Annotated in this window: 20 protein-coding genes, 2 tRNA genes and 1 pseudogene; 11 read left to right on the forward strand and 12 right to left on the reverse strand. The window is 68.1% G+C overall.

Annotation, left to right across the window (positions count from 1 at the left end):
* Positions 1-1503, reverse strand: a pseudogene (locus C5F44_RS15570) (hypothetical protein); the annotation flags it as partial.
* 172 nt (positions 1504-1675) lie between these two features.
* Between C5F44_RS15570 and C5F44_RS15575 the strand changes: the two are divergent.
* From C5F44_RS15575 to C5F44_RS15585, 3 genes are all read left to right on the forward strand, one after another.
* A complete protein-coding gene (locus tag C5F44_RS15575; protein ID WP_235822651.1) occupies positions 1676-2395 on the forward strand; it encodes an SIMPL domain-containing protein in 720 nt (239 codons plus the stop codon).
* Positions 2396-2501: 106 nt separating this feature from the next.
* Positions 2502-3686: a hypothetical protein gene (locus C5F44_RS15580; protein ID WP_107674470.1), complete on the forward strand. Its 1185-nt coding sequence runs from the start codon at positions 2502-2504 to the stop codon at positions 3684-3686.
* An 11-nt stretch (positions 3687-3697) separates the two neighbouring features.
* Entirely contained in the window at positions 3698-4519 is an 822-nt protein-coding gene (locus tag C5F44_RS15585) for a hypothetical protein (RefSeq protein ID WP_181318299.1), read from the forward strand.
* A gap of 9 nt (positions 4520-4528) precedes the next feature.
* On the opposite strand, the gene C5F44_RS15590 is transcribed toward C5F44_RS15585, so the two are convergent.
* Both C5F44_RS15590 and C5F44_RS15595 read right to left on the reverse strand, forming a co-directional pair.
* Positions 4529-5818, reverse strand: a complete 1290-nt coding sequence (locus C5F44_RS15590; protein ID WP_107674472.1) for an O-acetylhomoserine aminocarboxypropyltransferase/cysteine synthase family protein — start codon at positions 5816-5818, stop codon at positions 4529-4531.
* A gap of 75 nt (positions 5819-5893) precedes the next feature.
* Positions 5894-6346, reverse strand: coding sequence for an Lrp/AsnC family transcriptional regulator (locus C5F44_RS15595; RefSeq protein ID WP_107674473.1), 453 nt, complete (start codon positions 6344-6346; stop codon positions 5894-5896).
* Between the two features lie 73 nt (positions 6347-6419).
* Here C5F44_RS15595 and C5F44_RS15600 point away from each other — a divergent pair, with 73 nt between their 5' ends.
* Positions 6420-7019, forward strand: a complete 600-nt coding sequence (locus C5F44_RS15600; protein WP_107674474.1) for a LysE family translocator — start codon at positions 6420-6422, stop codon at positions 7017-7019.
* A gap of 9 nt (positions 7020-7028) precedes the next feature.
* On the opposite strand, the gene C5F44_RS15605 is transcribed toward C5F44_RS15600, so the two are convergent.
* The 3 genes from C5F44_RS15605 to C5F44_RS18045 all read right to left on the reverse strand — a co-directional run bounded on the left by C5F44_RS15605 (position 7029) and on the right by C5F44_RS18045 (position 9051).
* Positions 7029-8012 carry a hypothetical protein gene (locus tag C5F44_RS15605; protein WP_107674475.1) on the reverse strand — a complete coding sequence of 328 codons (984 nt, stop codon included), beginning with the start codon at positions 8010-8012 and terminating at the stop codon, positions 7029-7031.
* 25 nt (positions 8013-8037) lie between these two features.
* The gene (locus C5F44_RS15610; RefSeq protein WP_107674476.1) at positions 8038-8826 is read right to left on the reverse strand and encodes a dimethylarginine dimethylaminohydrolase family protein; all 789 of its coding nucleotides are present in this window, start codon (positions 8824-8826) and stop codon (positions 8038-8040) included.
* 141 nt (positions 8827-8967) lie between these two features.
* Positions 8968-9051 (reverse strand) — tRNA-Tyr (locus C5F44_RS18045).
* A gap of 135 nt (positions 9052-9186) precedes the next feature.
* Here C5F44_RS18045 and rlmB point away from each other — a divergent pair.
* On the forward strand, positions 9187-9963 hold the full coding sequence (rlmB, locus tag C5F44_RS15615) for a 23S rRNA (guanosine(2251)-2'-O)-methyltransferase RlmB (protein ID WP_107674477.1): 777 nt from the start codon (positions 9187-9189) through the stop codon (positions 9961-9963).
* A 170-nt stretch (positions 9964-10133) separates the two neighbouring features.
* Positions 10134-10553, forward strand: a complete 420-nt coding sequence (locus C5F44_RS15620; RefSeq protein WP_107674478.1) for a CoA-binding protein — start codon at positions 10134-10136, stop codon at positions 10551-10553.
* 9 nt (positions 10554-10562) lie between these two features.
* Here the strand turns inward: C5F44_RS15620 and C5F44_RS15625 are convergent, their stop codons facing one another.
* From C5F44_RS15625 to hisA, 3 genes are all read right to left on the reverse strand, one after another.
* Positions 10563-10892 carry a phosphoribosyl-ATP diphosphatase gene (locus C5F44_RS15625; RefSeq protein WP_107674479.1) on the reverse strand — a complete coding sequence of 110 codons (330 nt, stop codon included), beginning with the start codon at positions 10890-10892 and terminating at the stop codon, positions 10563-10565.
* Positions 10889-11650: an imidazole glycerol phosphate synthase subunit HisF gene (gene hisF, locus C5F44_RS15630; protein ID WP_107674480.1), complete on the reverse strand. Its 762-nt coding sequence runs from the start codon at positions 11648-11650 to the stop codon at positions 10889-10891. The genes C5F44_RS15625 and hisF overlap by 4 nt, the downstream gene beginning before the upstream one ends.
* Positions 11651-11811: 161 nt before the next feature.
* The gene (hisA, locus tag C5F44_RS15635) at positions 11812-12531 is read right to left on the reverse strand and encodes a 1-(5-phosphoribosyl)-5-[(5-phosphoribosylamino)methylideneamino]imidazole-4-carboxamide isomerase (protein ID WP_107674481.1); all 720 of its coding nucleotides are present in this window, start codon (positions 12529-12531) and stop codon (positions 11812-11814) included.
* A 145-nt stretch (positions 12532-12676) separates the two neighbouring features.
* Between hisA and C5F44_RS15640 the strand changes: the two genes are divergently transcribed.
* The 4 genes from C5F44_RS15640 to C5F44_RS15655 all read left to right on the forward strand — a co-directional run bounded on the left by C5F44_RS15640 (position 12677) and on the right by C5F44_RS15655 (position 14664).
* Positions 12677-13066 (forward strand): DUF2147 domain-containing protein, encoded by a 390-nt coding sequence (locus tag C5F44_RS15640; protein WP_107674482.1) that lies wholly within the window; start codon positions 12677-12679, stop codon positions 13064-13066.
* 67 nt (positions 13067-13133) lie between these two features.
* Positions 13134-13997 carry a DMT family transporter gene (locus C5F44_RS15645; protein ID WP_219908694.1) on the forward strand — a complete coding sequence of 288 codons (864 nt, stop codon included), beginning with the start codon at positions 13134-13136 and terminating at the stop codon, positions 13995-13997.
* Entirely contained in the window at positions 13994-14221 is a 228-nt protein-coding gene (locus tag C5F44_RS15650; protein WP_107674484.1) for an Ada metal-binding domain-containing protein, read from the forward strand. The genes C5F44_RS15645 and C5F44_RS15650 overlap by 4 nt, the downstream gene beginning before the upstream one ends.
* Positions 14222-14256: 35 nt before the next feature.
* Positions 14257-14664 (forward strand): VOC family protein, encoded by a 408-nt coding sequence (locus C5F44_RS15655; RefSeq protein ID WP_107674485.1) that lies wholly within the window; start codon positions 14257-14259, stop codon positions 14662-14664.
* A gap of 7 nt (positions 14665-14671) precedes the next feature.
* Here the strand turns inward: C5F44_RS15655 and hisH are convergent, their stop codons facing one another.
* The 3 genes from hisH to C5F44_RS15670 form a co-directional block, all read right to left on the reverse strand.
* Entirely contained in the window at positions 14672-15313 is a 642-nt protein-coding gene (gene hisH / locus C5F44_RS15660) for an imidazole glycerol phosphate synthase subunit HisH (RefSeq protein WP_107674486.1), read from the reverse strand.
* Entirely contained in the window at positions 15310-15897 is a 588-nt protein-coding gene (hisB, locus tag C5F44_RS15665) for an imidazoleglycerol-phosphate dehydratase HisB (RefSeq protein ID WP_107674487.1), read from the reverse strand. Before hisB ends, hisH begins: the two co-directional genes overlap by 4 nt.
* 117 nt (positions 15898-16014) lie before the next feature.
* A tRNA-Gly gene (locus C5F44_RS15670) sits at positions 16015-16089 on the reverse strand.
* Between the two features lie 164 nt (positions 16090-16253).
* Between C5F44_RS15670 and C5F44_RS15675 the strand changes: the two genes are divergently transcribed.
* Positions 16254-16775 (forward strand): PhnA domain-containing protein, encoded by a 522-nt coding sequence (locus C5F44_RS15675; protein ID WP_107674503.1) that lies wholly within the window; start codon positions 16254-16256, stop codon positions 16773-16775.
* Positions 16776-16831: the final 56 nt, after the last annotated feature.

A 16831-nucleotide genomic window follows, 5' to 3' on the forward strand; every position in this document is an offset into this window, starting at 1 on the left:
CGGGCGCGGCATCGGCGGCAGTTCATCCACCGGCTTGCCGCGGGCGGCGCGCGCCAGTGCGGCGGCATCGGGGCGCACAGGCGCCGTCAGCGGCGGCACCGTCCGCGGCCGGCTGTCGGCATCAACGCCCCGGCGGCTTGAAAACGCCGCCAGCGCCGCGGGCGAGGGGGCCGGCGGCAGATCGTCGTCCTCCGGCAAGGCCTTGGCCGCGCCGGTCGGGGCGCGGGGGGCCTCATCCTCGGGGAAAGCCGTGCTGTCGGCCACATGGGTAAACGGCGCTTCCTCGACCTCGGGCAACGGATCGGGCACCGCGCGGACCAAGGCAGGCTCGGACAACGCAGCCTCATCCGCGTTGTCCGGGGCGGCGCGGGGCGCCTCATCCCGGGCGGGCGCCATCGTGTCAGCCTGGAACACCGGCTCGACGGCGGGCGTCTCTTCGGCGGCCTCTGCGGGCAGGCTGTCCTCTGCCGCGGGCGCCACCGGCGCGGGGTCGGCAACGGCGGGCGGCGGGATGTCCTCGACAGGCAGCACATCGCCATCGGCCAGCGCCGGGAACGTCCTGTCCTCCTCCGGCGCGGCCATTGCCGGGGCGGGCGTTTCATCCTTGACCGGGGCAGCGGCGATCTCCGGCAGGACATCGGTCTCCTGCACCTCGATTGCAGGCACCTCGTCCGTCTCGGCTTCGGCCTCTGGCGCGACAAGCCTGCCCTGATCCGGCGCGGAAACATCCTCCGTCACAAGGCCGGGCACGGTATCGGGGGCGGTTTCCGCCACCGCATCCGCAACAGCCGCAGGCGCGGCGTCCGGCGCGGGGGGCTCTACCAGATCCTCGGTTTCGAAATCGGCAAATTCTTCGGGGAAGGCCAGGGCGCTGTCGGCATCGGGCCAGACTTCCGCCGCAGGTTCAGGGCTGACCACGGGCGCAGCGGCCTTGGCCGGTTTTGCCGCGCCGCGCGGGCTGTCGATGATGCTGATCGCCGTGCGGTCGCGCAGGGCCGCCGCCTTGTCAGCGGGCAGATCCACGGCGGCGCCGGCGGGGCCGAACCATGGTTCGCCGGAAAACGTGCCGGGTTCGGGAATGGCCACGAAGGACACCGGATCAAAGCGGTGCTGCGTGGCGAAATCCTCGGCCTCGTCCAGCGTCTGGCGGTCAACCGCCACGACCTTGACGGTCTTGCCCTTGCCCGACCAGTCGAACACCATGTCCTCGGCGGTCAGCGAGGTGCGCGCCTCCAGCGCGGCGGTGATCTGGGCGCGGCGCTCGGCCTCTGACGGGCCGGGGGCCTCGATCTCGGCATACAGAAGCTGCGAATTGGGGATCACCAGCTTGGTGGTGAACCCGCCCGGTGCCAGCCCCAGCGCCGTGGCGCGCAGGTAGTCCAGCGCTTCGGTCAGATCGGGGCTGTCGAACGGCGTTTCACCGACCTGAACCCAGCCCTTCGTGGCCCGGTGCAGAAGCGCGATGCTGGTCTCGGTGAAGTTCAGGGCGAATGTCGGTTTCATGCCGTGCATCTAGCATAGGAGGCGGGGGTGCGAAAACGCGCCCCGGCGGATTTTTCCCGTTCTACAGCAGGTTTCTGCCGAGGGGAAGGAAAACGCCCGTGAAGGCGCCAAGGAATGGGTTGTGCTGCGCGTCCAAGTTCTGATTGGTTATCGCAAACGAAGGAGAGACCTCATGCGTACCCTGTTCCGTCACGTTCCCCTGACCCTGGCCCCGGGCCTTGTCGCGCTGGCGATGGCGCTGCCTTTCGCCGCAGCCGCGCAGGCCGAAGCGGCCACCATCACCGTGACCGGCGAAGCCAGCACCGCAGCGGCCCCGGACATGGCAACGCTCAGCATCGGCGTGACCAAGGTCGGGGAAACCGCGGCGGCGGCGCTGGCCGACAACACCGCCCAGATGCAGGCGGTGATTGACCGTCTCAAGGCCGCCGGGATCGAGCCGCGCGACATCCAGACCACCGGCCTGTCGATCAACCCGAACTGGCCGGGCTATGACAGCAGCGTCTCGGGCGGCCCCACCATCGCCGGCTATACCGCGACGAACATCGTCACCGTGCAGGTCCGCGCGCTGGACGGGCTGGGTGCCGTGATCGACGCCGCCGTCAGCGATGGCGGCAACACCCTGAACGGGCTGACCTTCGGCCTGGCCGATCCGCGCCCGGCGCTGGATGCCGCGCGCAAGGAAGCGGTGGCCGATGCCAAGGCCAAGGCCGATCTTCTGGCCGGCGCGGCGGGGCTGGGCCTTGGCCCGATCGTCAGCCTGACCGAAGGCGGCGGCTACGGTGCCCCGGTGCCGATGTTCAAGGCCGATTCTGCGGCTGCGGCGGTGCCGGTTGAACAGGGCGCCATCAGCTATACCGCCAGCGTGACGGTTGTTTACGAAGTCGCACAATAATCGGCTGACGGGCCGGATTTGCCAGAAAGCATCGCCATTCCGGCCCGTTTCCGCCCCAATTTCCCCGTAGCGCAGGGCCAGAAGCCACCTTGCACGGGGAAATCGCATGGTCCGTGGGCCTGTCAGTCTGGTGATCGTCGGCATTGCCACGCTGGCGATGTTCGCGCTGGTGATCGGCGGCCCGCGGACATTCGAAAGCATCCTGCCAGAAAGCGCCATCATCTGGCTTGAAACCATGGGCGGCCGTTCGGGCGCCGGCGGCATCATGGCGACCGGCGGCGATGTCGGCTGGATGCAGGGCGCCACGGCGTCAGACACTCCGGGCGATCTGCTGGCCGATACCTCGGATGGCTGGGCGGCACAGGGGCCGATTGCGGCGGTGCCCGGCGGCGCCGTCTTCATTGATCAGGTTCTGGCGGGCTATTCGGTGCGCGTGCGCGGGCAGGTGCCCGCCCAGACTACTGCGCTGGTGCCCTTGCAGGGCTGCGCGCCAACCCCGCCGGGGGCGGGCGTGGCGGTGCTGCACGCCGGGGCGGCCAGTTCGGACCGGGTGCCATTGGGCGTCTCGACCTATGGCGATGCCGATCTTGCGCGCGGCGTGCAGGCCTTTGCCCGCGCCTATCGGCGGACGGTCGCACCGCCGCGCATCGGGGCCGAAGGTCTGGCCTTCGGGGTGCAGGACGTGGCCGTCACCGAAACGGAAAAGCCGGTCTATCTGGTGCTTGAGGCCCCCGCTGGCAAGGTGATCTTCAACATCCATCTGGCCCCCGGTGCCCGGCTTGACCGCGTGGTGCTGATCGGAGGAGAGCAGGTCGGCGTGGCCAATGTGGCCCCCGATGTGCCGGTCGAGGTGATGCGGCAGGCCGAACTGGCCGCCTGCGGGATGCAGCCCTTCTATCCGCTGAACCCCAACCATCTGTTCTATCAATCGGTCGAAATGGGCGTGATCCAGGGCGAGGAGCTGGCGCAGAAACAGACCGGATTCCAGCTTGCGGCGGCAAACTGGGACGCCGCGTTCCGTGCCCTGTTCGGCGTGGGGGCGGCCGAAACGCTGGCCGGCGGCTGGCTGCGGGGCAGCGTGTCGGCGGTGGGTCCGGTGCCTGCAACAGCGCAGGGCCGCGCGGTCTGGCAGCCGGTCAGCGGCGGCCTGATGCGGCTGACACTGGACCAATATGTCGATCTGGCCGTGCCTGGCGGCGAAAACATCGACTTTGCCGCCCGCGTCCGGGCGATAGCCACGGCCTTTGCCGGTGGTGATCTGGCAAGTCTGAAGGCGGGGGTGCAGTTCTGATGCTGGTGCGGATGATCCTGCTGCTGGGACTGGCGCTTGTGCTGTTCGCGGGGGGCGCGGCGGGTTTGCAGATGCTGGACGCCCACAAGATTGATCCGGTCGCCTGGCTGAACCGCGTCGTCGCGTCGTCTCCGCCTGCCGAGGACGGCCCCGCGCTGGTGCCGGGCAAGGCCGGGGCGCCCGCGACCCCGGTGCCCCTGACCGAACAGAACTGGCTGATCAGCCCCGGCGGCGGGCTGGTCGACCGTGCTACGGTTGCGGCCTATCTGCGGCAGGACCGGCTGGTCGAGACCCGCATCGCCCGCCTGACCCGCCGCGCCCCGCTGGCGGATCTGCTGCAACCGGGGGAAAAGCTGCCGGCGCCTGTCTACCGGCAGGCCTTTGCCGACATCCGGGCGCAGGCGCTGGCCGAGCGCGACTGCGCCGCGCTGATGGCCGCCTTCGCCACCCGCTGCGAGATGGTCTCCGCCGGGGTGGTCGATGAAAGCCTGGATGCCGCGGGGGAAACGGCCGAATTCCAGATCGTTCTCACCTATACGCAGGCGCTTGATCCGGCCACGATGCCTGATCTGGCCACCGTGGTGCTGCGCGAGGACCGTCTGACGCTGGACGCCGCCGCCCCGGCCGAGGCGCGGGATGACAGCCGCTTGCTGGCGGGCTTCCTGCAAGGCGCGATGGACGAATGTCGCCCCGACAGCGCCACGCGGCCCCAGTGCCGCATCCTGTCTTTCGATGTGACGCGCGATGAAGCCGGCCAGACGAAGGCCCGGTTTCATATCGCCTGGCTTGGGCCGCTGCCGGCGGGGCTTTATGCCGCCCCGCCGTTGAACTGAGCCTGCGGTTTACGCGGTGGCCTTGGCCATCGCCTGATCCAGATCGGCGATGATGTCGGCCACATCCTCGATCCCGATGGACAGGCGCACCACATTGGGCGGCGCCCCCGCCGCCACCTGCTGTTCCGGCGACAACTGCCGGTGCGTGGTCGAGGCCGAATGGATGATCAGGCTGCGCGTATCGCCAAGGTTGGCGACATGGCTGAACAGCTTCACATTGTCGATCAGCTTGACGCAGGCGTCATAGCCGCCCTTCAGCGCGAAGGTGAACAGCGCACCGGCGCCCTTGGGCAACAGCGCCTCGGCCCGGCGATGCCAGGGCGAGGATTTCAGCCCGGCATAGGTAACAGCCTCGACCCGCGGGTCTTGCTCCAGCCATTCGGCCACGATCTGGGCGTTCTTGACGTGCCGTTCCATCCGCAGGCCCAGCGTCTCGATCCCCATCAGCGTGTAATGCGCGCCCTGCGGGTTCATCGTCATGCCCAGGTCACGCAGGCCGATGGCGATGGAGTGGAACGTATAGGCCATGCTGCCCAACGTGGGGTGGAACACAAGCCCGTGGTAGGCGGGTTCGGGTTGCGACAGCGACGGGAACTTGTCGGAGGCCGACCAGTTGAACTTGCCCGAATCCACCACGATGCCGCCCGTGACGGTGCCGTTGCCGGTCAGGTATTTGGTGGCCGAATGGACAACCAACGTCGCGCCCATTTCAATGGGGCGCGCCAGCCACGGGGTCGCGGTGGTGTTGTCCACGATCAGCGGAATCCCCTTCAGATCGGCAATCCGCGCCAGCGCCGGAATGTCGCTGATGTAACCGCCGGGGTTGGCGATGGTCTCGCAGAACAGCGCGCGGGTGTTGTCGTCAATCGCCGCCTCGACCGCCTTCAGATCGTCGGTGTCCACGAACTTGGCCGACCAGCCAAAGCGTTTGATGGTCTGGGAAAACTGGGTGATCGTGCCGCCGTACAGCCGCGACGAGGCAACGATGTTCTTGCCCGGCCCCATCAGCGGGAACAGCGCCATGATCTGCGCGGCATGGCCCGACGAACAGGCGATGGCGCCCGCGCCGCCTTCCAGCGCCGCCACCCGGTTGGCCAGCGCGGCCACGGTGGGGTTGGTCAGGCGCGAATAGATGTAGCCCACCTCTTCCAGATTGAAGAGCCGTGCCGCATGGTCGGCGTCTTTGAAGACATAGGCGGTGGTCTGGTAGATGGGCACCTGCCGCGCCCCGGTGGCGGGGTCCGGCGCCGTGCCGGCGTGAATGGCAAGCGTGTCAAAGCCCTGCGGCCTGTCGGTCATGGTGTCCTCCGGGTGTGATGTGCCGGGCGCAGGCTAGGCGAGGGGCGTGGATTGGGCAATGGCCGGCCTTCGCGGTCAGGCGCGGTCGTCCTTGGGGCTGCCCATGACGACGAAGGTGGTGATCGCCCGCACCTGCGGCAGAACCCCCAGAATCTCGGTATGCCAATGCTTGTAGGCGGCCAGGTCGGCGGCCTCCACCCGCAGCAGATATTCCACCGTGCCCGTGATATTGTGACATTCCCGAACCTCGGGCGCGCGGGACACGGCGCGTTCAAACGCCTCTTGCGCGGCCTTGGTGTGGGCGCTCAGCCCTACGGTCACATAGGCAACGAAGCCCCGGCCGGTCTTTTCCGGGTCCAACACCGCGCGATAGCCCTTGATGACCCCCGTCCGCTCCAGCTCCTGCACGCGGCGCAGGCATGCACTGGGCGACAGGCCAACCCGGTCGGCCAGTTGCAGGTTGCTCAGCCGGCCATCACGCGCCAGCTCGTGCAATATGCGTTCGTTTATGGCGTCAATCTTCGGCATTTGTTGTGCAGAATGTCAAAACCCGCATCAGATTGCAATCTCATGTCGCCTGTTGCGCCGCAGGATTGCGCCCATGACATATGACCTGTTCCTTGCCCTGCTGGGCTTTGCCTTCGTCACCTCGGTCACGCCGGGGCCAAACAACATGATGCTGCTGGCCAGCGGGGTGAACTTCGGCTTTCGCAGGACGGTCCCGCATATGCTGGGCATTTCGGCCGGCCATGCGCTGATGGTGTTCCTGGTGGGCATGGGGCTGGCCGGGCTGTTCAAGGCCTGGCCGCTGGCGCTGACCGGGCTGAAACTGGCCTCGGTCGCCTATATGCTGTGGCTGGCCTGGAAGATCGCCCATGCCGCCGCTCCGGGCGAGGGGCGGGCACGGCCGCAACCGATGACATTCCTTCAGGCGGCGGCCTTCCAATGGGTCAACCCCAAGGCCTGGGCCATGGCGCTGGGGGCGGTGGCGGCCTATGTCACCATGCCGTCAACGGCGGCCTATCTGGCGGTGGCGGGCACCTTCTGCCTGGTCAACCTGCCCTCGGTGTCGCTCTGGGCGGTGGCGGGGCAGGGGCTGCGGCGCTGGCTGGATGATCCGCGCCGGCTGCGGCTGTTCAACTGGACCATGGCGCTGCTGCTGGTCGCCTCGCTTTACCCGGTGGTGACGATGCGGCTGTGACCGGGCGCGTCAGCGCAGCCACAGCCCCGCCCGTTTCAGCGCGTTGCGGATCATCTGTTCGCGTGGCGGCAGGTCGTTCTGGTCAAACATCGCGCGGGCCCGGCGGCCGCCGTTCTGGTAAACCAGTTGTTTGACCTGCGGCCAGTCGCGCAACAGGCGGCGGTTTTCCTTCACCAGCGCCACCTCCTCCAGCACCTGCACCGCCAGATCGGATTCCTTGGCGTAAAGCAGGGGAATCGTGCGGTAATGGCAGGTCACATCGCCATCCAGCCCGTCCAGTTCCGGCCCGGGCCGGCCACCGCCAAAGGAATGAACCGCCAGCGGCAGGGCAATCTGGTCCAGCCATGGGAAGATTTCCTGACAGACCAGCTCTTCAGGCCGGTCATCGCGGATCTGGCGCGCATAGTCCAGAAGGCGGCCCCCGAAGGCGGGGGCGCTGGCATGGAAGAACCAGCCGGCGTTGAAATACAGGTACCGCTGCCAGAATTCGTCGGGCTGGCTCAGGTCAAGGCTGCTGTCGAACTCCAGCCCGAACTTGTCATACAGCGATTTCCAGGTTGCGGCATAGCCCGGCCCGTACAGCTCGATCGTGGGCCAGGTGCCTTCGCGGCGCATTGACGCCGAGGGGCGGTTGAAATCGAACCCGACCGTGTCGAACGACCCGGTGATCAGCGTGTCGGTATCCAGAAACAGGAAGGGCGCGTCGGGGGCGGCCTTCACGGCCTCGATCTTGTTGCCATAGGGATAGCCGTTGCCGAAGACACGGCTTTCGAATGGCAGGAATTCGGCGCCCAGTTCGGCCAGACGGTCGCGCAGCGGCCCGTCGGGCAGGCGCGGGTCTTGCGGCCAATGCGGGCCGGGCTGCGGTTCCGCCAGGATCAGCCGGCCGGCAAAGCCCGGGTTGGTGGCGCGCAAAGACGCGGCCAGCAGCAGCGCCTCATAGGCCAGTCGACCGCCCTGAACGACGGCGATGATATTGAAGGGCGAGGTCATTGGCACACGTCTCGCGGGTTACGGGTCAGGACGGAGTGAAACGCAGCGACAGGCAGGACATGCCGCCGTCAATCTTGGCACATTCGGAATTGCCGATTTCATGGACAGTGTAACCGGCGTCCGCCAGCTGGTCACGGGTGCGCGGGAAACCGGCCGGGAACAGCACGATCCCGTTGAAGCGGATCGCATTGGCCGCGGCCTCTTCGCCCGGGGCAACCGGAATCACCTTGTAACCATCAAAACAGCCCGAAACAGCCAGCCGGTCGGTGGCCAGCACGGTTTCGGCATCCATCAGCGAACAGTCGGTCTTGAAATGCAGCACGCCGGGGGGCGTATGCACCTCGCGCACGACATGGTCCCAGTCGGCCACCAGACGCGCCAGTTCCGCGATGCCGGCCACATTGGTGCGGGCGCTGCGACCGACAAGGATTTCCGTCTCGGTCGTCAGGATGTCGCCACCTTCGATGAAGCTGTCCTCGCCCGAAATGCGGCGCATCTGGCTGTAAAGCCCGGCAAGATGCGGCTCCATCTCGGCGGCCTCGCCCAGACGGGACGGCGCGCCGGGGCGCATGAGGATGGCGCCTTCGGGCAGGCAAAGCGCGGTATCTTCCACGAACACGCTGTCGGGATAGGCCTCCAGCGCGTCCAGCACCGTCACCTCAGCGCCGGTGCCGCGCAGCGCGGCAACATAGCTGTCATGGTGGGCCTGCATCAGCGCCAGATCGGGGGCGCCGGTATCCACCGCACGCAGACCCCGGATGATCGAGGCGGCCGGACGGCGGGCAATGGCATGGGTGAAGCTGTAGGAGCGCATGGGCAGGGTCCGATCTGCTGTCCGGGCCGGAATGGCGCAGGTGCAGCAAAAAGGAAAGCCAAATCCGTTGTCCAGAGTCGGGAATGAAGACGGCCGGCCCCGAAGGACCGGCCGGATCTTGCTCTTCCCTTGCAGGAAGAATGGTGGGCGACCCTGGAATCGAACCAGGCGTGGGTCGCCCCGGCGGAGTTACAGTCCGCTGCCGCACCTTGCAGCTCGTCGCCCACTGGGGGCGGGATGTAGCCAAGGGGGAACGGGGCGTCAAGGGCGTTTCAGGGGGGATCGCGGCGCTTTCCACCCTTGCACGCCGCGCGGTTTTCACGCCTTGATCGGCGAAGAAAATTCAAAGGCGGACACGGGATGAAGAAACCCAGTTGGGTGGTCGACAAGGAACGCCAGCGGCGTGTCGAGGCAAAGGAAACGATCTGGCTGTTCGGTCTGCACGCGGTTCGCGACGCGCTGGTGAACCCGCGGCGCGAAAAGCTGCGGCTGATCGTGACGAAGAACGCCCATGACAAGCTGGAAGAGGCCATCGCCGAAGCCGGCATCGTGCCCGAAGTGGTGGACCCGCGCCGCTTCGACGCGCCGCTTGATCCCGGCTCGGTGCATCAGGGTGCCGCACTTGAGGCGCGGCCGCTGGACTGGGGCAAGCTGATCGACGTGGCCATCTCGGGCGAAGGCGCGCCGCTGGTCGTGCTGCTGGACCGCGTGACCGACCCGCACAACGCCGGCGCCGTGCTGCGGTCGGCCGAGGTGTTCGGCGCCCGCGCCGTGATCGCGCCGCGCCACCATTCCGCCCCGGAAACCGGCGCGCTGGCCAAGACCGCCAGCGGCGCGCTGGAACGCCAGCCCTATCTGCGCGTCACCAATCTGGCCGAGGCGATGGAAGAGCTGAAGGCCGCCGGCTATGTGATGATCGGGCTGGACGGCGCCGCCGAACTGCCGCTGGCCGAGGCGATTGCCGGGGCAAAGGGCCGCCCGGTGGGGCTGGTGCTGGGGGCCGAAGGGCCCGGCCTGCGAGAACGCACCCGCACCACCTGTGACGCGCTGGCCCGCATCCCCGCGGCGGGGCGGTTCGGCAGCCTGAACGTGTCGAACGCGGCGGCGGTGGCCCTTTACGCGGCCACCCACGGCTGATCACGATAGCGCGACACCGCCTTTAACGCGACGGCAATTCCCTTACCTTATCGGGGGAAGGCACGGGACCGGAACCCCCGTCCTTGACTTCACTGTCCCTCGTTCCGCACCTTTCGCGCCTGTGTCCTCCGGCACAGGCGCTTTTTTATGCAGCAGATGCGAAGGATGCCATGGACGACGATGCCCTGATCCGCGAAATCCTGACCTCGGTGAAAACCATCGCCGTGGTCGGCTGGTCGCCCAAGCCCGACCGGGCCAGCCATGGCGTCGCCGCCTTTCTGGCACGGCAGGGCTACCGGGTGATTCCGGTGAACCCCGGCCAGGCGGGGCAGGCGGCGCTGGGAACCACCGTGCGCGCCTCGCTGGCCGAGGCGGCCGAAAAGGACGGCCCCATCGACATGGTGGACATCTTCCGTCGCAGCGAAGAGGCCGGCGCCGTGGTGGATGAGGCAATCGCCATCGGGGCCGGAACGGTGTGGATGCAGCTTGGTGTCATCGACGAAGCCGCCGCCGCACGGGCCCGGGCGGCCGGGCTGCGCGTGGTGATGAACCGCTGCCCGGCGATCGAGATTCCGCGGCTGGGGCTGTAACCCGCCGCGTTACTTCTTCCGAGCGGCCTTTTCTGCCAGCCCCGAGGTGCCTTCGCGCCGGGCCAGTTCCGCCTCGACATCGGCCAGCGTCACGTCGCGCGCGGCCAGCATGACCAGCAGGTGAAACAGCGCATCGGCCGCTTCCGAGACCAGCGCCGCGCGGTCGCCCCGCACCGCCTCGACAATCGCCTCGACGGCCTCTTCCCCGAATTTCTGGGCGCATTTCTCGGGGCCCTTGGCCAGAAGTCTCGCGGTCCAGCTTGTTTCGGGATCGGCCCCCTTGCGGGCGGCGATGGTGGCGGCCAGACGGTCAAGCGCGCCTGCGGCTGTGGGGGTCATGTCAGCCTCACGGGAATACCGGCCGCCGCCATATGGGCCTTGGCCTGCCCGATGGTGAAGGTGCCGAAATGGAAGATCGAGGCCGCCAGCACGGCGCTGGCATGGCCTTCGGTGATGCCCTCGACCAGATGGTCCAGCGTGCCGACACCGCCCGACGCGATCACCGGGATCGAGACGGCTTCCGCGATGGCGCGGGTCAGCGGCAGGTTGAAGCCCGCCTTGGTGCCGTCGCGGTCCATGCTGGTCAGCAGGATTTCCCCTGCGCCCTTGGCGGCCACCGTGCGGGCGAATTGCACCGCATCAATGCCGGTCGGCTTGCGCCCGCCATGGGTGAAGATCTCCCACCGGCCGGGTTCAACCGTCTTGGCGTCAATGGCGACAACGATGCACTGGCTGCCGAAACGGTCTGCGGCTTCGGCCACCACATCGGGGTTGGCCACGGCGGCCGAGTTGAACGAAACCTTGTCGGCCCCGGCCAGCAGCAGCGCCCGCACGTCATGGTGGCTGCGCACACCCCCGCCCACGGTCAGCGGCACATAGATCTGTTCCGCCGCGCGGGTGACCAGATCGAACATGGTGCCGCGGTTTTCATGGGTGGCGTGGATGTCAAGAAAGCAGATCTCGTCCGCCCCCGCCCTGTCATAGGCGCGGGCCACTTCCACCGGGTCGCCGGCGTCGATCAGGTTGACGAAGTTCACGCCCTTGACCACGCGGCCATTGGCAACGTCAAGACAGGGGATGAGGCGGGTTTTCAGCATGTCCGAGGTCTAGCCGCTTGCGGCAGCGGGGGAAAGGGGGCGCTGCCCCCGTCGCCGCCTGCGCGGCGCCTCCCCCGGGGTATTTTCCGGCCAAGTGGAAGCGGCAGGGTCTTCCTCTTGGTCCAAATACCCCCGCCGGAGGCAGGTCAGGCCGTGCGGCGTCAGGCCTTGAGCGCGCCGAGGGCCGTGGCAAGGTCAATTGCCCCGTCATAAAGCGCGCGGCCCGAGATGGCGCCGGCGATGACGCCGGTGTCGCGCAGCGCGATCAGGTCGTCCATCCGGCTGACGCCGCCGCTGGCGATGACCGGAATGGCAACGGCGCGGGCCAGCGCCTCGGTCGCCTCGATGTTCGGGCCCTGCATCGCGCCGTCGCGGTCGATGTCGGTGTAGATGATCGCGGCAACGCCGGCATCCTGAAAGCTGCGGGCCAGGTCGGTGGCCATGACATCGGTCTCGGTCGCCCAGCCCTTGGTCGCGACGCGGCCCTTGCGGGCGTCGATCCCGACGGCAACCTTGCCCGGAAAGGCGCGGGCGGCCTCGCGCACCAGGGCGGGGTTTTCCACCGCCACGGTGCCCAGAATGACCCGCGCCAGACCCCTGGTCAGCCACATCTCGATGGTGGCCATGTCGCGGATGCCGCCGCCCAACTGGCAGGGCACGGCGACACGGGCCAGAATCGCCTCGACCGCGGCGGCGTTCACCGGCTGGCCGGCGAAGGCGCCGTTCAGATCGACCAGATGCAGCCATTCGCAGCCGGCGTCCACGAAGCGGGCGGCCTGCGCGGCCGGATCGTCGCCGAACACGGTGGCCGCCGCCATTTCGCCGCGCAACAGGCGCACACATTGGCCGTCTTTCAGGTCGATGGCGGGATAAAGGATCATCGCTTGGGCTCCGTCTGCGGCACGGGCGTCCTTTGGCACGGGGCGGCGGCGATGGGAAGGGGGCGGTCGCGACCCCACGTCATGCTTGATCGAAGACGGGTGTGGCCGCAAGGATTTGCCCATGGTTCAGGGAGGAGGAACCCCTATGAAAAAGTGGATGCTTGCGGCGGCTCTGGCAGTGCTGGGCACGGCGGCTGCGGCCGATCCGGTGGAAGGCACCTGGAAGACCAAGGTCGATGACAACGGCAACTACGGTCATGTGAAGATCGTGCCTTGCGGCCAGGCCTTCTGTGGCACGCTGGTCAAGGCGTTTGACGGCACGGGCAAGCAGATCGAAAGCCCGAACGTCGGCCGCAAGATCGTCTGGGACATGGTGCCCTATGGCGACGGCCGCTATGACGACGGCAAGATCTATTCCCCCGACCGCGACAAGACCTACAACTCCGAGATGGAACTCTCGGGCAACAGCCTGAAGGTCTATGGCTGCGTGCTGGGCATCTGCCGCGATGGCGGCACCTGGCAGCGGGTGAAGTGACAAAGCGCAGCTTCCGGGTCGTCACCGGCCCGGAAGCCCGTTATCGGCACCGGCAGGGAGTATGCCGATGCCACGCAGCGATCTGATCCGCCTTTTCTGTCTGTCCCTTCTCTGGGGCGGATCGTTCATCCTTGTGGCGATTGCCCTGCAGTGCCTGCCGGCGCTGAGCGTGGTGATGGGCCGCGTCGGGCTGGCGGCCGTGATCCTGGCGCTGGCGCTTGCCCTGCGCGGGGTGCCGCTGCCGCCGCGCCAGGCCGTGCCGGCGCTGCTGGTCATGGGCCTTCTCAACAATGCGGTGCCCTTCACCCTGTTTGCGCTGGCGCAGGGCCAGATCGGCGGCGGGCTGGCCGCCATCGTGAACGCAACCACGCCGCTCTGGACCGTGATCGTTGCCCATCTGGCCACCACCGACGAACGGCTGACACCGGCCCGGCTGGCCGGCGTCGCCACCGGATTCGCCGGTGTGGTGGTCATGGCCGGCCGCAGTTCCGGCGGCGAGGTCTGGGCCATCGTCGCCTGCCTGGGCGCGGCCTTGAGCTATGGCTGCGCCAGCGTCTGGGGCCGGCGGTTCCGGGCGATGGGGCTGCTGCCGGCGCAAACCGCGCTGGGGCAGTTGATCGCCTCCAGCCTGATGATCCTGCCGGTCTGGCTGCTGGTCGATCACCCCTGGGCGCTGCCCTTTCCGGGCTGGGGGCCGCTGGCGGCGGTCGGCGTGCTGGCGGCGGCCTCGACCGCCTTCGCCTATCTTCTGTTCTTCCGCATCCTGGCCGGGTCGGGGGCGGTGGCGATTTCGCTGGTCACCTTCCTGATCCCGGTCTCGGCCGTGGCCATGGGCGTGGCCTTCCTGGGCGAATCCCTGCTGCCGCGGCATCTGGCCGGCATGGCGCTGATCGCGGCTGGGCTGTGGTTCCTGCAACGGAGGCGGGCATGAAACTGCATCTGGCCGGGCAGGCCCCGACCGAAGACGACTGGGCGGCCTTCGTCGGCCGACAGCCCACCGGGCGGGTCTGGGCCGTCGCCACCACCGGCATCCATTGCCGCGACGGCTGCCCGGCGCGGCCCTGCCTGCGGCAGAACCTGCGGGTCTTCGACACCCGGGCCATGGCCGAGGCGGCCGGCTTCCGCGCCTGCAAGCGCTGCGGCGGCGGTGCTTGACGGCGGGCACCCGCCGGGGGCAGGGTTGTTGGGCCATGACACCGCAGGCGATCCTTGAGACGGCAATCTATACCGACGATCTGGCGGCGGCCGAGGCGTTCTATGGCGGCCTCTTGGGCCTGCCGGTGGTGCTGCGCCAGCCGCGGCGGCATGTGTTCTTCCGCGTCGGCGCGGGCATCCTGCTGGTCTTTGACCCCGCCGCGACCGAACAGCCCGACCCGGCGGCCCGCTTCCCGGTGCCCACCCATGGCGCGCGCGGGCTGGGGCATCTGTGTTTCGCCGCCACCCGCGCCGAGATTGACCGCTGGCGCGACCGATTCGCCGCCGTCGGCATCCCCGTCGAGGCCGAGTTCGACTGGCCGAACGGCGCGCGGTCGCTGTATGTGCGCGATCCCGCCGGCAATTCCGTGGAATTTGCCGAACCAGCGCTGTGGCAGGATTAGGCCGCCGTCAGGGCCGCCAGGTCAGGAAATTGGCAATGATGCGCAGCCCCGTGGCCGAGGATTTCTCGGGGTGGAACTGGGTGCCGAAGATGGTGTCGCGCCCGACAATGGCCGTCACCTCGCCCGCATAATCGACATGCGCCAGACGATGCGCCGGATCGGCGGCGCGGAAATGGTAGGAATGTACGAAATAGGCATGGTCGCCGGTGGTCACGCCCTCCAGCACCGGATGGCGGTGGTCGATCACCAGATCGTTCCAGCCCATATGCGGCACCTTCAGCGCCGGGTCGGCGGGCGCGATGCGCACCACTTCGCCGCCAATCCAGTCAAACCCCGGGGTCGGTTCGTATTCCAGCCCGCGGCTGGCCAGCATCTGCATCCCGATGCAGATGCCGAAGAACGGCCGGGCGCGGCGGGTAACCGCCTCGTCAATCGCCTCGAACAGGCCGCCATAGGCGCCAAGGGCCCGGCGGCAGGCCGGGAAGGCGCCATCGCCCGGCAGGACAATCCGGTCGGCCCGCGCCACGTCTTCGGGGCGCGAGGTGACCAGAACCTCGCCCGCGCCGGTTTCCTGCGCCATGCGCTGAAACGCCTTTTCGGCCGAGTGAAGGTTGCCGGAATCGTAGTCGATCAGAACGGTCAGGCTCACAGCGCGCCCTTCGTGCTGGGCAGGCTGCCGGCCATGCGCGGATCGGGTTCCACCGCTTCGCGCAGGGCGCGCGCCACGGCCTTGAACGCGGCTTCGGCAATGTGGTGGCTGTTCAGCCCGTGAATCAGGTCCACATGCAGCGTGATGCCGCCATGCGTGCTGAGCGCCTGGAAGAATTCGCGCACCAGCTCGGTATCGAAACTGCCGATCTTTCCGGTGGGGAAGGGCAGGTTGCACACCAGATAGGGCCGGGCCGACAGGTCCAGCGCGCAGGCGACCTGCGTGTCGTCCATCGCCAGCCGGAAATGGCCATAGCGGCGGATGCCGCGCTTGTCGCCCAGGGCGCGCGTCAGCGCCTGGCCAAGCGCAATGCCGGTATCCTCGACCGTGTGGTGATCGTCGATATGGGTGTCGCCCTTGGCGCGGATGGTCAGGTCAATCAGGCTGTGGCGGGCCAACTGGTCCAGCATGTGGTCGAAGAAGCCCACGCCGGTCTGGCAGTCATATTGCCCGGTTCCGTCAAGGTTGACCGAAACCTCGATCGCCGTTTCCGCCGTTTTCCGGCTGATCTTCGCCTCGCGCATGGCATCCTCCGCCGCCTGACGCGGGCGTTATAGGCGCTGCGTTGCGGCGATCCAAGCGGAATGGCGGCGGCGAAATGCGAAAGGGCGCCCGAAGGCGCCCTTGTCAGCGATCCGATTTGGAGCGGGCGATGAGATTCGAACTCACGACCCTAACCTTGGCAAGGTTATGCTCTACCCCTGAGCTACGCCCGCCCGCTTCGGATGGCGGTGATCTATAAAAGCCTGCCGGGGGGTTCAAGGGGTAAAGTGCGGTCCGGGTGAAGTTTTTGTATCGGCGCGCCGAAAGGGGGCGGAACAGGCTGGCCATGCCGGGGCGGCTGGCTTAGGCCGGACGCCAGAAAATGCAGGAGGCCGGGATGGCAATGGCGGATCTGATGGCCCGGTCGGGCGGTGTGTGCGAATTCTGCGGCGCGGGCGAGGGGCTTCAGCCCGAAGATGTGCCGCCTGCGGGCGAAGTGCTGCTCTGCCCGCTGTGCCGGGGCGATGCGCCGGCCCCCGCGGGCCACTGGCGGGCGCTGGAAGGCGCCGCCTGGAGCGAGGTGCCCGTGGTGCAACTGGCGGTCTGGCGCAAGCTGGCAGCGCTGGCCGAACCCTGGGCCACCGAGGCGCGCGAGGGCATGATCCTTTCCCCCGAGGCGCAGGCCTGGGCCGATGCCCCGGCGGCGCTGGAACACCGTGATTCGAACGGCGCCTTGCTGGCGCAGGGCGATACGGTGGTTCTGATCAAGGATCTGCCGGTGAAGGGCGCGAATTTCACCGCCAAGCGCGGCACCGCGGTGCGGGGCATTTCGCTGGTTCCCGACAATGCGGCGCAGATCGAAGGCCGGGTCGAAGGCCAGCGCATCGTGATCCTGACCGAGTTCGTCAAGAAACGCTGACGGGCCGGGCGGCGGAGTTTTCAAAACCTCCGCCCCGAACCCCTTGAAGGGCGCGC

The sequence above is a fragment of the Fuscovulum blasticum DSM 2131 genome, assembly GCF_003034965.1.
Taxonomy (GTDB): Bacteria; Pseudomonadota; Alphaproteobacteria; order Rhodobacterales; family Rhodobacteraceae; genus Pseudogemmobacter; species Pseudogemmobacter blasticus.

Bases quoted from the DNA above. Each gene is read 5' to 3' on its own strand.
- C5F44_RS15575 (WP_235822651.1), top strand. From the start codon at position 1,676: ATGCGTACCCTGTTCCGTCACGTTCCCCTGACCCTGGCCCCGGGCCTT.
- C5F44_RS15580 (WP_107674470.1), top strand. From the start codon at position 2,502: ATGGTCCGTGGGCCTGTCAGTCTGGTGATCGTCGGCATTGCCACGCTG.
- C5F44_RS15585 (WP_181318299.1), top strand. From the start codon at position 3,698: ATGATCCTGCTGCTGGGACTGGCGCTTGTGCTGTTCGCGGGGGGCGCG.
- C5F44_RS15590 (WP_107674472.1), bottom strand. From the start codon at position 5,818: ATGACCGACAGGCCGCAGGGCTTTGACACGCTTGCCATTCACGCCGGC.
- C5F44_RS15595 (WP_107674473.1), bottom strand. From the start codon at position 6,346: ATGCCGAAGATTGACGCCATAAACGAACGCATATTGCACGAGCTGGCG.
- C5F44_RS15600 (WP_107674474.1), top strand. From the start codon at position 6,420: ATGACATATGACCTGTTCCTTGCCCTGCTGGGCTTTGCCTTCGTCACC.
- C5F44_RS15605 (WP_107674475.1), bottom strand. From the start codon at position 8,012: ATGACCTCGCCCTTCAATATCATCGCCGTCGTTCAGGGCGGTCGACTG.
- C5F44_RS15610 (WP_107674476.1), bottom strand. From the start codon at position 8,826: ATGCGCTCCTACAGCTTCACCCATGCCATTGCCCGCCGTCCGGCCGCC.
- rlmB (WP_107674477.1), top strand. From the start codon at position 9,187: ATGAAGAAACCCAGTTGGGTGGTCGACAAGGAACGCCAGCGGCGTGTC.
- C5F44_RS15620 (WP_107674478.1), top strand. From the start codon at position 10,134: ATGGACGACGATGCCCTGATCCGCGAAATCCTGACCTCGGTGAAAACC.
- C5F44_RS15625 (WP_107674479.1), bottom strand. From the start codon at position 10,892: ATGACCCCCACAGCCGCAGGCGCGCTTGACCGTCTGGCCGCCACCATC.
- hisF (WP_107674480.1), bottom strand. From the start codon at position 11,650: ATGCTGAAAACCCGCCTCATCCCCTGTCTTGACGTTGCCAATGGCCGC.
- hisA (WP_107674481.1), bottom strand. From the start codon at position 12,531: ATGATCCTTTATCCCGCCATCGACCTGAAAGACGGCCAATGTGTGCGC.
- C5F44_RS15640 (WP_107674482.1), top strand. From the start codon at position 12,677: ATGAAAAAGTGGATGCTTGCGGCGGCTCTGGCAGTGCTGGGCACGGCG.
- C5F44_RS15645 (WP_219908694.1), top strand. From the start codon at position 13,134: ATGCCACGCAGCGATCTGATCCGCCTTTTCTGTCTGTCCCTTCTCTGG.
- C5F44_RS15650 (WP_107674484.1), top strand. From the start codon at position 13,994: ATGAAACTGCATCTGGCCGGGCAGGCCCCGACCGAAGACGACTGGGCG.
- C5F44_RS15655 (WP_107674485.1), top strand. From the start codon at position 14,257: ATGACACCGCAGGCGATCCTTGAGACGGCAATCTATACCGACGATCTG.
- hisB (WP_107674487.1), bottom strand. From the start codon at position 15,897: ATGCGCGAGGCGAAGATCAGCCGGAAAACGGCGGAAACGGCGATCGAG.
- C5F44_RS15675 (WP_107674503.1), top strand. From the start codon at position 16,254: ATGGCAATGGCGGATCTGATGGCCCGGTCGGGCGGTGTGTGCGAATTC.